The organism is Leifsonia sp. NCR5 (assembly GCF_002105485.1).
Classification (GTDB): domain Bacteria; phylum Actinomycetota; class Actinomycetes; order Actinomycetales; family Microbacteriaceae; genus Leifsonia.
In genome coordinates this window covers 144,641-157,354 of sequence record NZ_NCSR01000008.1, presented here as the reverse complement: position 1 = coordinate 157,354, position 12,714 = coordinate 144,641, and the positions used below count along the sequence as shown (strand labels likewise).

The following is a 12,714-nucleotide window of genomic DNA, read 5'->3' as shown; positions in this document are numbered from 1 at the left end:
CTGGCATCTCGTCATCTACCGGAACGCCGCCGCGATTCGTCCCGCCGCGGCGACGAGCACGTCGGCCACGTGCTCCTCGTCCAGTGGATGCGGCAGGTACAGCACCGCGATCGCGGCCGACCTGCCGTGCGGGAGGGCGAGAGGGACCGCGATCGAGTACAGCCCGGGCAGCACCTCGTCGTGGCTGCGCTCGAAGCGCTGCGGAGGGAACTCGTCCGGGTGCAGCAGCGAGCGGATGACGCGCCCCGGCGCACCCTGCCCGATCGCGTGACGGCTGCCCGGCCGCTGCGCCACCGTGGTCTCCGCGTGCCGCGGCTCGGCGCTGGTCAGCGTGACGGCGACCTCGCCGTCGAAGCTGACCAGGAAGGCGGTCATCCCGAGCTCGTCCGCCACAGCGGCCAGCTCGGGGGCCGCCGCCGTCTGCAGGCTCCTGGCCGCACCGCGCGCGAGTGACGCCAGCCGCGCGCCGAGTTCGAGCTCGCCGGACGGCGACCGCTCCACGAAGCCGTGCTGCTCGAGCGTCTTCACCAGCCGGTACGCCATCGAGCGATGGATGCCCAGCCGGTTCGCGAGTTCCGGCACGCTCAGCGATGCTCCGTCTTCGCCGATCATGGCGAGGGCGCTGAGGCCGCGGGCCAGGGTCTGCGATCCGCCCTCGGCCTGCGCTTGCGCGCCTGCGGTGTTCGACATCCGGATCCCTTCGTTGCGCGTGTTCGCACGTGCGTCTTGCGACGCTCCGCGACGACAACTAGCATCGTATCTATAGTTGCAACGATGTCGCAACTATAGGTACAACAAGCTTTGTTCAATGAGGAGCACCGAGATGCAGATCCACCACCGCGGTTACGTCGACCACGACCCCCGCATCAAACCCGCGGAGGGGCACGGGATCGACCGGCCGACGGAGATCCCCGACCGGATGGATGTGCTCATCGTCGGAACGGGCCCCGCCGCCGTCGCCGTCACCGCGCAGCTCTCCCGCTTCCCGTCCATCGACGCACGCGCCATCGAGCAGCGCCCCGGCCGCCTGGCCGTCGGGCAGGCCGACGGCATCCAGGCGCGCTCCGTCGAGACCTTCCAGGCGTTCGGGTTCGCGAACGAGGTGGTCGACGAGGCATACCGCAACGTCGAGATGTGCTTCTGGAAGCCGGACGCCGCCGACCCGTCCCGCATCGTCCGGGTCTCCCGCGCAGCGGACGACGCGACGGGGATCAGCGAGTTCCCGCACATCTACGTGAACCAGGCCCGCATCCTCGACTACTTCCTGCGCGACGCGGAGCGCGCCCCCGGCCGCATCGTGCCCGACTACGGCGTGGAGTTCGTCGACCTGACCATCCACCAGGGCGCGGAATACCCGGTCGAGGCGCGCATCCGGTACGTGGCGGGGGAGCGTGCAGGCGAGGAGCGCACGGTGCGCGCGAAGTACCTGGTCGGCGGCGACGGGGCGAGGAGCAGGGTGCGCGCCTCCCTCGGCCACCACCTGCACGGCGAGGCGGCGATGCATGCCTGGGGCGTGCTCGACGTGCTCGCGAACACCGACTTCCCGGACATTCAGGTCAAGTGCTCGATCCAGTCGCACGGGGCGGGCAGCATCCTGCTCATCCCGCGCGAGGGCGGCTACCTCGTGCGCATGTACGTCGACCTGGGCGAGGTCGACGGGGCGGACGCCGGCGCCATCCGGTCCACCCCGGTGGATGCGATGATCGCCAGGATCAACACGATCATCGCCCCGTATTCGCTCGACGTGCGCGAGGTCGCCTGGTCGTCGGTGTACGAGGTCGCCCACCGGATCACGGACGGCTTCGACGACGTGCCCGCCGAGCTGCGCGGCGAACGGACGCCGCACGCGTTCATCATGGGCGACGCCTGCCACACCCACTCGGCGAAGGCCGGGCAGGGCATGAACGTGTCCATCCAGGACGGCTTCAACCTCGGCTGGAAGCTCGCAGCGGTGCTCGAAGGGCGCGCGCCAGAATCGCTGCTGTCGACCTACGAGGACGAGCGCAAGGTCGTCGCCCAGAACCTCATCGACTTCGACAAGGAGTGGTCGGACATGCTGGCTCGCCCGGCCGACTCGTGGGACGACCCCGGCGAGCTGGAGCGCTACTACGTCTCCACGTTCGAGTTCCCCGCCGGCTTCATGACGCAGTACGCCCCGTCGATGATCACCACCGGCGACGAGCACCAGGCGCTCGCTCCTGGTTTCCCGCTCGGCAAGCGCTTCAAGTCGGCCGAGGTGATCCGTCGCGCGGACAACCGCTGGCGCCACCTCGGGCACCTGCACGAGGCGGACGGCCGCTGGCGCGTCTACGTCTTCGCCGACACCGCGGCGCCCGCGCTCACCGGCACACCCACCGCCGACTTCGCCGAGTGGTGGCGCACCGATCCGGCCTCCCCGTGGATGCGCTTCACGCCGTCCGGAGGCGACGACGACGCCACCTTCGACACGAAGGTCATCTACCAGCAGGACTACACGCTGGTCGAGCCGGGCGACGTGCCGGCCGTCTTCAAGCCGGTGAAGGTGCCGTACGGCCTGATCGACCTCAACCAGGTCTTCGCCGCCGGCCACGGCCGCGACATCTTCCGCGACCGCGAGCTCAGCAGGGACGGCGTGATCGTCGTGGTGCGTCCCGACCAGTACGTGGCCGGGATATTCCCCGTGGATGCGCGGAACGAGCTGGCGGCGTTCTTCGACGGCAACATGCTGCCGGTGCGACGGTAGCGGTTCGGCTTTTGGCGCGTCAGCTGCTCAGGAGTGCGCGGGCGACCGGCCAGGCGCCGTCCGACCAGTTCGAGAGCACGCTGACGCTCCGCCCGGTCGCCGGGTCGTGGCTTCCGTAGTACGAGACCCCGGCGTCGTACCCTTCGAGCGCGACCCGGCCGCCGTCGTCCAGCCAGAACCCGGTGCCGTATGCGCGGCTGCCCTCGACGCCCGCGCTGGTCGGCGCGCTGAGCAGCGCGACGGTCTCCTTGGACACGATCGCCCCCGCGAACAGCGCACGCCAGAACCTGCTCAGGTCGCCCGCCGTCGCGTACGCGCCGCCGTCGCCGGCGCCCCGCACCGGGAGGTGCAGCACGTTCGTGCGGTCGCCATCGCCCGGCGCGAACAGGTAGCCGACGGCCGCGCCGCTCGGCAGCGCATCGGACCGGAAGTAGCCGCTGTTCCGCATCCCGGCCGGCTCGAACACCCGCTGGGCGACGAGGTCGGCGAACGGGGTGCCGCTCACCCGTTCCGCGATGATCGACAGCACCACGAACCCGCCGTTGCAGTACGCGAACCGCTCGCCGGGCGGGAACACCTGCGGGAAGCCATCCACGACGGGGAGGAAGTCCGCTGCGTTCACCAGAGTGTGCACCGGCACGGTCATCACGTAGTCGGTGATCGCGCCGTCATCGCCTTCGTCGAGATAGTCTCCGATGCCGGAGCGGTGCGTCAGCAGGTGCCGCACGGTGACCAGTGGGTCGATGAGCGGCAGATCGTCGCCCAGCAGCTCCCTCACCGGGGTGTCGAGCGCGAACGCTCCGTCCTCCACCAGCGACAGCACCGCGAGTGCCGTGAACCCCTTGCTCCCGCTCGCGAGCGCGAACGCCGTCTCCACCGAGTTCGGGATGCCCCACCGCCGGTCGGCGAGGCCGCGCACCACCCGCAGTTCCTCCACGCCGTCGACGTCGACCGTGACCACCCCGCTGAAACCCTCGGACTCGGCCACGGCATCCACGTCGTCGAACATGCCCCCAGGCTATCGGCACGGGCTGCCGAGACGCCGGAAACAGAAATGCCGGAGCATTGACATGCTCCGGCATTTTCTTGTCGGGGTGACAGGATTTGAACCTGCGACCTCTTCGTCCCGAACGAAGCGCGCTACCAAGCTGCGCCACACCCCGATTGGCCCGTAGGCCTCAATAAGAATACACGAGCTTGGGGGGTGCTCGTGACCACTCAGGCCGATGCGGTGAGCGTCACGAGCGTCGCCTCCGGGCGGCACGCGAAGCGCACCGGCGCGTAGGTCGACGTTCCGAGGCCGGCAGACACGTTGAGGAACGCCGAGCGGAACGCGTGACGCCAGATGCTCAGGCCCTTGACCTGGCTGCGCGGGATGTCGCAGTTCGTGACCAGCGCGCCGAAGCCGGGGACGCAGACCTGACCGCCGTGCGTGTGCCCGGCGAAGATCATAGAGGCGCCGTAGGTGACGAACGCGTCGAGGACGCGGCGGTACGGGGAGTGGGTGACGCCCAGCGTGACCGTGGGGCGGGCGGGACGCGGCGCATCCTGCGGCCACAGCGAGTCTTCGCCGTAAGGGTCGTTCTCGCGCAGCTCGTCCAGCGCGCCAGGGATGGCTTCCACCCTGTCGAAGTGGATGTGCGGGTCGTTGACCCCGAAGAACTCCAGGTGGGTGCCGCGCACATCCACTGTTCCGGCCGCGTTGTTCAGGTCGAGCCAGCCGAGGCTGCGGAAGTACGCGGTGAGGGCGGCGTTGTCGAGCCGGGGAGCGGTCGACGCCTTCTTGGTGGACGGGCCGACGAAGTACTTGAGCGGGTTTTTGCGCTGCGGCCCGAAGTAGTCGTTGGAGCCGTGCGCGAAGACCCCGGGGATGCCCTCGAAGCGCTCGAACGCGCGCTCGATGCCGGTGAGCCCGTCGGCGTGGCCGAGGTTGTCCCCGGTGTCGACGATCAGGTCGGGCTTGAGGTCGGCGAGCGACCGCACCCACTCCTGCTTGTCGTGCTGCCACGGCGCCATGTGCAGGTCGGAGAGGTGCAGCACCCTGATCGACTCGGCCCCGGCGGGCAGCACGGGGACCGTGACGCGCCGGAGGGTGAACAGGCGGCGCTCGACCAGCGAGCCCCACGCGAACGCGGCCGCACCGGCCGCGGCGAGCACACCGAGTGCTGTGCCCGCCGCGTGCAGGCCGGAACGGCCCGCCACTACTTTCCTACCCCGGGCGACGGCTCGGCGGCGGCGATCTTGAGGGTCACCGTGGATCCGGGCTTTGCTGGCGTGCCAGCACCCGGGTCCATCGCCTCGACGATCCCGTCCTTGTTGCTTCCGCCGGTGACCTTCACGCTGAACTGGCTGAGCGCCTTCTGCGCGTCGGACAGTTTCTGCCCGACCACATTCGGCAGGGGTACGAGGGACCCGTTGCTGGTGTAGATCGTCACGCCGTTGCCCTTGGTGACCGAGGTGCCGGCGGCCGGGTCGGTCCCGGCGACGGTGCCAGCGGGGGCAGCCGAGTCGACCGCGGTGCCATCGACACCGTCGAGGCCGAGGCCGTTCAGGATCGACTTGGCGTCGGCGGGCGACTTGCCGGTGAGGTCGGGGATGGTGACCTGTGCGCCCTGCAGCAGCTTGTTGTCCGGGCGCGGGAAGTCATCTCCGCCGTACTTGTTCACGGCCGTCGTCATGACGGCGTTCATGACGTTGTCGCGCAGACTGGCTGGACTGCTGCCGTGGGTCGGATAGATCCGGCGCATGTCCGTGTCACCCTCGATGTTCCCGACCCAGTACGCGCCGGCGACCTTCGTCGTCGCCGCGATGAGCCAGAGCTGTTTGTTGCCGTCGGTGGTTCCGGTCTTGCCGAGCATGTCGACTCCGGTGGTGTTCGTTCCGGAGGCGGTGCCGCCCTCGATCGGACCCTTCAGCGCGTATGCCATGGCTCGAGCGACAGCCGGGTCGACCGACTGCGTGCACTTGGAGGCCGGCGGCGCGATCTCCTTGCCATCGCCGCTGACGATCTTGTCGATCGCGATGGGCGTGCAGGTGAGGCCGTTGTTCGCGATCCCCGCGAAGGCGGTCGCCATCGTCAAAGGCGCCACGTTGTTGGTGCCGAGGACGGAGGCGGGGTTGCTCTTCAGCGGCACTCCGGCCGCGTCGTGCACACCGAAGGCCTCCGCATCCTTCTTGATCTCGCACAGGTCGAGCTGCAGGGCCATCGCCACGAACGCGGTGTTGATCGAGTTGGTGGTCGCATTCTGCGCTGTGCGGTATCCCTCTTCACCCGGCGAGTCGTTGGTGGGCCGCCACGAGCCGCCCCACTGGCCGCACGAGTCCTTGAACTGCGACTGGTTGTACGTGCGCACGTTGGCGTTCACCGACTCGTACAGCGAGTGGCCCTGTTTCAGCCACTCCGCCAGCGTGAACACCTTGTACGTCGACCCGACCTGGAAACCGTTCGAGCCGCCGTAGTCGAGGTCGGTGCTGTAGTTCACCGAGGTGTACGCGGGGTCCATCAGCACATCCGGGTCTTGGCTGTAGTGCTTGTTCTGCGCCATGTAGAGCACGCGTCCCGTGCCCGGCTGAACGCCGACCAGCGAGGCACCGAGCTGAACGTCGCCGTACGTCGGCGGCACGTAGCTCGCCATCGTCTCTTCGGCCGTCTGCTGCAGCGTGAGGTCGATCGTGGTGTAGATCTTGTATCCGCCGCGGTTGAAGTTCGCCGCGCGGGTGTCTTTGTCCGCTCCGAACGACGGGTCGTTCTGCACGATGCGCTGCACGTAGTCGCAGAAGTACGCGGAGCCGCCCGCCGTCTGGCAACCGCGGACCGACGGGGTGATCACCGGCGTGACCGGCGTCTTCACCGCCTCGTCGTACTGCACCTTGGTGAGCTTCTTGTACTGGTACATCTTGTTCAGGATGTAGTCGCGGCGCTCTTTGTTCTTCGCGTACCCGTTCGCAGCGCCGTTGCTCTTGCTGTCCGGGCTGTCGATCTTGAGCGTGGTCGGCTCGTTCACGATCGCGATCAGGCTCGCTGCCTGTGCGGGCGTGAGCGCGGCGGCCGAGGTGTTGAAGTAGTACTTCGCAGCGGCCTCGATGCCGTACACCGAGCCGCCGAATCCGGCGATGTTGAGGTAGCCGGCGAGGATGTCGTCCTTCGAGTACTTCTTCTCGACGCCGATCGCGTACTTCATCTCCTTGACCTTGCGGTCGGGCGAGACGCCCGTGGAATCGACGACGCAGGTCTGGTACTTGGCCTTCTGTTCCTTGGTCTTGACCGGCATGGCCTCGCACTTCTGCAGGAGCACGTTCTTCACGTACTGCTGCGTGATCGAGGATCCACCCTGCACATCGTGGCCGACGACGGTCGACAGCACACCGCGCATGGTGCCCTGGATGTCGACGCCGCCGTGGGAGTAGAAGCGGGGGTCCTCACCGGCGATGGCTGCGTCTTTCGCGGCCTGGGAGATCTGGCTGAACGTGACGGGCAGACGGTTCTGCGAGTAGAACGTCGCGAGCTGGACGTCCTGGTCGCCGTTCTTGGCGTAGATGGTGGTCGGCTGGGCGAGCTGGCCGATCTCGAGGTACTCGGGAAGGCCTTCGAAGACGCCGATGCTGTCGTTGGCGGCCATCCCCGTGACCGCGATCGCGGGGGTCACGGCGGCCGTGACAAGGAGGCCTGCGACGGCACTCATGCCGACGAACGCGCCGACGGCGCCGAGCACACCTCTAGCCCGTGGTTTTTTGGCAGACATAGGATCAGGGTAGGTGATAAACCTGATAAACCCCCCGAACGCAAGGAGCACAATGCCGCGCTGGGAATACCTCACGACGCCTCTGATCGTCCACAACACCGCCGCGATCCTCAACAACTGGGGCTCGGAAGGGTGGGAGCTGGTGCAGGTCGTCACCGGTCCGGAGGGCGGCCTCGTCGCCTACCTGAAGCGCCCGATCATCGACGGGGACGACGCCTGATGGCCGCCATCGAAGCCCGGCTGGCCGAGCTCGGCATCCAGCTCCCGGATGTGGTGCCGCCCGTAGCCGCATACACCCCGGCCGTCGTCGACGGCAACCACGTCTACACCTCCGGCCAGCTCCCGATGGTGTCCGGCGCCCTCCCCGCCACCGGCAAGGTCGGCGACGGCCACGGGCTCGTCCCGGCCGACGACGCCAAGGAGTACGCCCGCACCTGCGCGCTCAACGCCCTGGCTGCCGCGAAGAGCGTCATCGGCTCGCTCGACCGCGTGACCAGGATCGTGAAGGTCGTCGGCTTCGTCGCCTCCGACCCCTCGTTCACCGGCCAGCCGGGGGTCATCAACGGAGCGTCTGAGGTGCTCGGCGAGATCTTCGGCGACGCAGGCGTCCACGCCCGCTCGGCCGTCGGCGTCTCCGTCCTCCCGCTGGACTCGCCGGTCGAGGTCGAACTGATCCTGTCGTTCGAGTAGGACGTATCCCGTACGACGGCATCCCGTACGACGGAGGGGCCCGCATCCGGTGTGGATGCGGGCCCCTCTGCGTGAACGGGCTGCGCTAGGACAGCTTGCTCTGGATCGAGCTCATCACGGCGGTGTCCGCGAGCGTCGTGGTGTCCCCGACCTCGCGGCCCTCTGCGACGTCGCGCAGGAGGCGCCGCATGATCTTGCCGGAGCGCGTCTTCGGCAGCTCGGTGACGATGAAGATCTCCCTGGGGCGGGCGATCGCGCCGATCTGCTCGGTGACGTGCTTGCGCAGCTCGGCGGCCACATCCATCGCCTCGGCCTGCTCCAGCTGGTTCTGCTTGATGATCACGAACGCGACGACGGCCTGGCCGGTGGTCTCGTCCGCTGCTCCCACCACGGCAGCCTCGGCGGTGAGTGGATGCGCGACCAGCGCAGACTCGATCTCCGCCGTCGAGAGGCGGTGGCCGGAGACGTTCATGACGTCGTCGACACGGCCCATCAGCCAGATCTCGCCGTCCATGTCGTAGCGGGCGCCGTCGCCGGCGAAGTACTTGTCGCCGAACTTCTCCCAGTACGTCTCCTTGAACCGCTCGGGGTCGCCCCAGATGCCGCGCAGCATGCTCGGCCACGGCTCGGTGACGACGAGCAGGCCGCCCTGGTCCTTGCCGACGGGAACGCCGGCCTCGTCGAGGATGTCGATCGAGATGCCGGGGAGCGGCACCTGCGCAGAGCCCGGCTTCAGCGTCGTGACGCCCGGAAGCGCGGACACCATGATCGCGCCGGTCTCCGTCTGCCACCAGGTGTCGACGACCGGGGTGGTGTTCCCGCCGATGACGTCGCGGTACCACATCCAGGCTTCCGGGTTGATGGGCTCACCGACCGACCCGAGCACGCGCAGGCTCGACAGGTCGAACTTCTGCGGGTGCTGGCGGCCGATCTTCATGAACGAGCGGATCGCGGTCGGCGCCGTGTAGAAGATGGAGACCTTGTACTTCTCGATGATCTCCCACCAGCGGCCGGGATGCGGCGTCTCCGGGGTGCCCTCGTAGAGCACCTGGGTCGCGCCGTTGGCCAGGGGGCCGTAGACGACGTAGCTGTGACCGGTGATCCAGCCGATGTCGGCCGTGCACCAGTAGACGTCGGACTCCGGGTGCAGGTCGAAGACGTTCTTGTGCGTGAACGCGGCCTGCGTGAGGTAGCCGCCCGAGGTGTGCAGGATGCCCTTCGGCTTCCCGGTCGTGCCCGAGGTGTAGAGGATGAACAGCGGCTGCTCCGCCTCGAACGATTTGGCGACGTGGTCGGCGTCGACCTGGGCGATCTCGTCGTGCCACCACAGGTCGCGGCCGTCCGTCCACTCCACGTCGTTCTCGCCGCGCTTGACGACGAGCACGTGCTCGACGGTGGTGTCGCCGGACGCGAGGGCCGCATCCACGGCGTTCTTGAGCGGGAAGACCTTGCCCTTGCGCCATCCGCCGTCCGCCGTGATGACGAGCTTCGCCGATGCGTCGTCGATGCGCGACCGCAGGCTCTCCGCGCTGAACCCGCCGAAGACGACAGAGTGCACGGCACCGATGCGGGCGACGGCCAGCATCGCGATGACCGCCTCCGGGATCATCGGAAGGTAGATCGCGACCCTGTCGCCTGCGGTGATGCCGAGGCTGGTCAGCAGGTTGGCGGCCTTCTTGACCTCCGCGGTCAGTTCCGCGTAGGTGATCGAACGGCTGTCCCCCGGCTCACCCTCCCAGTGGATGGCGATGCGGTCGCCGTTGCCGGCGAGGACGTGCCTGTCGAGGCAGTTGTACGCCACGTTGAGCTCGCCGTCGTCGAACCACTTCGCGAAGGGCGGGTTGGTCCAGTCGAGGGTGCGCGTGAACGGCTTGTGCCAGTGGAGGAGTTCACGGGACTGGTCGGCCCAGAATCCGAGGCGGTCGGCGGCGGCACGCTCGTAGAGCTCGGCTGTCGCGACCGCGTTTGCCGCGAACTCTTCGCTGGGTGCGAATCGGCGTGCTTCGTGCAGCAGATTGTCGATTGTGTTGCTCATGGGGAGTCTGTTCGCTCCTTTGCGATGCTGAATGGTCAAGTCGTGGCGCGACAATCCACGACTCTACAACCTGGCGGTGACCACCTCGACGAAGACTTGCGTTTGCATTGATTGTGCGTAAACTGTTTCTCGGCCGAATATTAATTCTGGCGTGCGGCGCAAACGATTCCCCCCAATCATGCGCCGCAGTGGCCGCACCTGTTCCCCCCAATAGGTGCGGCCCCCCTCTTTTTAACCGGCCTTTCCGGTTGCAGCTCTCCACAGGTCGCTCGGTCGCGGAGTTCTCCACGGGTTTCGTGGGGTCCTGCGCCGGGTGCTGGGCGATACGTAGCGTCGGGGTATGAAGACGAGACGTAGAGAGAATGTGGCCGGGCGGGATGCGCTTGGCGCGATGGATCCCATCGAGACGGTGGACGCTGTGGAGCGATCACGCCCGCCCAGCGCCGACCGCGGCCTCTGGCGGACCTTCGGCCCACTGGCGCCGTACCTGCTGCGCGACGACATCACCGACCTCTTCATCACGGCCGGTGGCGCGCTCTGGGCAGACGGCGGACCGCGCGGCCTCCGGCGCATCGACGGCTGGACCTCCGACGAACGCACCACCAGAGACCTCGCCGTGCGCCTCATCGCAAGCGGCGGCAGGCACATCGACGAGGCGACGCCGTTCGTCGACGTCCGCCTCCTCGACGGCGTGCGCGTCCACGCCGTGCTGCCGCCCGTCTCGACCGGTGGCACGCAGCTGTCCGTGCGCATCCCGCACCAGCGCGTGCTGCTGTTGCCCGGCCTGCTCGCCGACGACGCGATCACCCCCGCCCAAGCGGAGACGCTGTTGCGGGCGATCGCGGCTCGCACCAACCTGCTCGTCACCGGGGCCGGCGGCGCAGGCAAGACCACCATGCTCGGCGCCCTCCTGTCCCACGCGCCCCCGAACGAGCGGATCGTCACGATCGAGGACGTCGCCGAACTCCGCATCGCACACCCGCATGTGGTCGGCTTGCAGACCAGGCAGCCCAATCTCGAGGGAGCGGGCGGCGTCGACCTCCGGCGACTCGTCAGGGAGGCGCTCAGGATGCGTCCCGACCGCCTCGTCCTCGGCGAGTGTCGAGGCAGCGAGGTGGTCGACCTCCTCGCTGCCTTGAACACCGGCCACGACGGCGGGGCAGGAACCCTCCACGCCAACGCGCTCGCCGACGTCCCCGCCCGCCTCGAAGCACTCGGCGCTCTGGCCGGACTCGGCGAGCGTGCCCTCGCACGACAGGCGGTCAGCGGCATCGGGATGCTCGTCCACGTCGAGCGGGTGGATGGCGTACGTCGCGTGGCCGGGTTCGGCCGCCTGACGGTGGCCGCCGATGGGCGTCTCGCCGTGGTGGAGGAGGGTGACGGGGTCGGTGCGTCGACCGCGGGTGCGCGGTGAGGAGGGCCGGCGTGGTCGTCGCGCGGTTGCCGGGCCAGGCGAAGCGGCTGAACAGCTGGCGGAGTTGGTGGAGGAACTCGTCGCGCTGCTGGAAGCCGGGGTGACGCCCACGGCGGCTTGGGGGTACGTGCGGGAGTTCTCCGCGCATCCACTCGTCGTGCGGGCGGTCGTGCGGATCGAAGCGGGCGAGCGCGTCGCCGACGCACTTGTGGCTGCATCAGCGGCCTCCGTCGACTCCACCTCCGCCGTCAGAGCCGGGACGCTCGCTCCTCCCCGCCGCGCCCGCTCGCGGTCGCCCGACGACGCGTCCGGTCGGGTACTCGCCTCCGCGTGGCACGTCGCCGACGCCGCAGGTGCACCCTTGGCGCCCACCCTCCGCACCATCGCCGACGCCTTGCGCGACCGCGCGGAGACCGAGCGGGACATCGCCATCGCCGTGGCCGGACCGCGCGCGACCGCCCGGCTCGTCTCCTGGCTGCCGTTGGTGGGAATGGCGCTCGCCGTCGTGATGGGGGTCGACCTGCTCGGAACGCTCACCGGCTCGGTGGTCGGCTGGGCACTCCTCGGCTCCGGCACCCTTCTCCTCCTGCTCGGCCGACGGTGGATGCGCGCCCTCCTGCATCGCGCCAGCCCAGGCTCTGACCTCCCAGGCCTGAGACACGACCTGCTCGCCGTCGCGCTGAGCGGAGGGCTCGGGGTGCCCAGCGCTCTGGCCCTGTGCGACGAGGCATGCGCGACTCATCCGGTGCACGAAGACGACCGGGCGTCCGTCGCGCGCATCCTGAGCCTGGCGCAACGGGCGGGAGCGCCGGCGGTCGACCTCCTGCGGAGCGCGGCGGCTCAGGCGCGGCGACGACGGAGGATGCAGGGGAGGAGTGACGCGGCGGCGTTGGCCGTGCGGTCGATGGTCCCGCTCGGGGTGTGCGTGCTGCCGAGTTTCATGCTTCTCGGCGTCGCTCCCGTGGTTCTCTCGATCGTCTCCTCCACAGTCTCCGCATTCTGACGGTTCTCCACCGATCCCGGATGCACGGGGCAACCACTCGTCCCACCCCGAAGGCTGGAAGTGCGCTCGCAGCCGCGACCGCACCAACACACGAACAACAGACACAGA

Annotated in this window: 10 protein-coding genes and 1 tRNA gene; 5 read left to right on the top strand and 6 right to left on the bottom strand. The window is 68.7% G+C overall.

The window, feature by feature from the left end; translation table 11 throughout:
• Nucleotides 1-15: 15 nt before the first annotated feature.
• The gene (locus B7438_RS09120) at nucleotides 16-690 is read right to left on the bottom strand and encodes a helix-turn-helix domain-containing protein (RefSeq protein ID WP_085369234.1); all 675 of its coding nucleotides are present in this window, start codon (nucleotides 688-690) and stop codon (nucleotides 16-18) included.
• A gap of 133 nt (nucleotides 691-823) precedes the next feature.
• Between B7438_RS09120 and B7438_RS09115 the strand changes: the two genes are divergently transcribed.
• A complete protein-coding gene (locus B7438_RS09115) occupies nucleotides 824-2,722 on the top strand; it encodes an FAD-dependent monooxygenase (protein ID WP_085369256.1) in 1,899 nt (632 codons plus the stop codon).
• Nucleotides 2,723-2,741: 19 nt separating this feature from the next.
• On the opposite strand, the gene B7438_RS09110 is transcribed toward B7438_RS09115, so the two are convergent.
• The 4 genes from B7438_RS09110 to B7438_RS09095 all read right to left on the bottom strand — a co-directional run bounded on the left by B7438_RS09110 (nucleotide 2,742) and on the right by B7438_RS09095 (nucleotide 7,464).
• Entirely contained in the window at nucleotides 2,742-3,731 is a 990-nt protein-coding gene (locus B7438_RS09110; protein WP_085369233.1) for a serine hydrolase, read from the bottom strand.
• A gap of 80 nt (nucleotides 3,732-3,811) precedes the next feature.
• Nucleotides 3,812-3,885, bottom strand: a tRNA-Pro gene (locus B7438_RS09105).
• Nucleotides 3,886-3,940: 55 nt separating this feature from the next.
• Nucleotides 3,941-4,924, bottom strand: coding sequence for a metallophosphoesterase (locus tag B7438_RS09100; protein ID WP_256921947.1), 984 nt, complete (start codon nucleotides 4,922-4,924; stop codon nucleotides 3,941-3,943).
• Entirely contained in the window at nucleotides 4,924-7,464 is a 2,541-nt protein-coding gene (locus B7438_RS09095) for a transglycosylase domain-containing protein (protein ID WP_256921946.1), read from the bottom strand. Before B7438_RS09095 ends, B7438_RS09100 begins: the two co-directional genes overlap by 1 nt.
• A 52-nt stretch (nucleotides 7,465-7,516) precedes the next feature.
• On the opposite strand from B7438_RS09095, the gene B7438_RS20525 reads away from it, so the two are divergent.
• Nucleotides 7,517-7,684, top strand: coding sequence for a hypothetical protein (locus B7438_RS20525; protein ID WP_168688806.1), 168 nt, complete (start codon nucleotides 7,517-7,519; stop codon nucleotides 7,682-7,684).
• Nucleotides 7,684-8,154: a RidA family protein gene (locus B7438_RS09090; RefSeq protein ID WP_085369231.1), complete on the top strand. Its 471-nt coding sequence runs from the start codon at nucleotides 7,684-7,686 to the stop codon at nucleotides 8,152-8,154. The genes B7438_RS20525 and B7438_RS09090 overlap by 1 nt, the downstream gene beginning before the upstream one ends.
• 85 nt (nucleotides 8,155-8,239) lie before the next feature.
• On the opposite strand, the gene acs is transcribed toward B7438_RS09090, so the two are convergent.
• Nucleotides 8,240-10,189, bottom strand: coding sequence for an acetate--CoA ligase (acs, locus tag B7438_RS09085; protein ID WP_085369230.1), 1,950 nt, complete (start codon nucleotides 10,187-10,189; stop codon nucleotides 8,240-8,242).
• A gap of 340 nt (nucleotides 10,190-10,529) precedes the next feature.
• On the opposite strand from acs, the gene B7438_RS09080 reads away from it, so the two are divergent.
• Complete coding sequence (locus B7438_RS09080; protein ID WP_179150766.1) at nucleotides 10,530-11,603, top strand: TadA family conjugal transfer-associated ATPase; 1,074 nt, start codon at nucleotides 10,530-10,532, stop codon at nucleotides 11,601-11,603.
• Between the two features lie 67 nt (nucleotides 11,604-11,670).
• Entirely contained in the window at nucleotides 11,671-12,606 is a 936-nt protein-coding gene (locus tag B7438_RS09075; protein ID WP_256921945.1) for a type II secretion system F family protein, read from the top strand.
• Nucleotides 12,607-12,714: the final 108 nt, after the last annotated feature.

Coding starts and splice junctions, on each gene's coding strand:
- B7438_RS09110 (WP_085369233.1), bottom strand. CDS start 3,731: ATGTTCGACGACGTGGATGCCGTGGCCGAGTCCGAGGGTTTCAGCGGG.
- B7438_RS09080 (WP_179150766.1), top strand. CDS start 10,530: ATGAAGACGAGACGTAGAGAGAATGTGGCCGGGCGGGATGCGCTTGGC.
- acs (WP_085369230.1), bottom strand. CDS start 10,189: ATGAGCAACACAATCGACAATCTGCTGCACGAAGCACGCCGATTCGCA.
- B7438_RS09115 (WP_085369256.1), top strand. CDS start 824: ATGCAGATCCACCACCGCGGTTACGTCGACCACGACCCCCGCATCAAA.
- B7438_RS20525 (WP_168688806.1), top strand. CDS start 7,517: ATGCCGCGCTGGGAATACCTCACGACGCCTCTGATCGTCCACAACACC.
- B7438_RS09120 (WP_085369234.1), bottom strand. CDS start 690: ATGTCGAACACCGCAGGCGCGCAAGCGCAGGCCGAGGGCGGATCGCAG.
- B7438_RS09095 (WP_256921946.1), bottom strand. CDS start 7,464: ATGTCTGCCAAAAAACCACGGGCTAGAGGTGTGCTCGGCGCCGTCGGC.
- B7438_RS09090 (WP_085369231.1), top strand. CDS start 7,684: ATGGCCGCCATCGAAGCCCGGCTGGCCGAGCTCGGCATCCAGCTCCCG.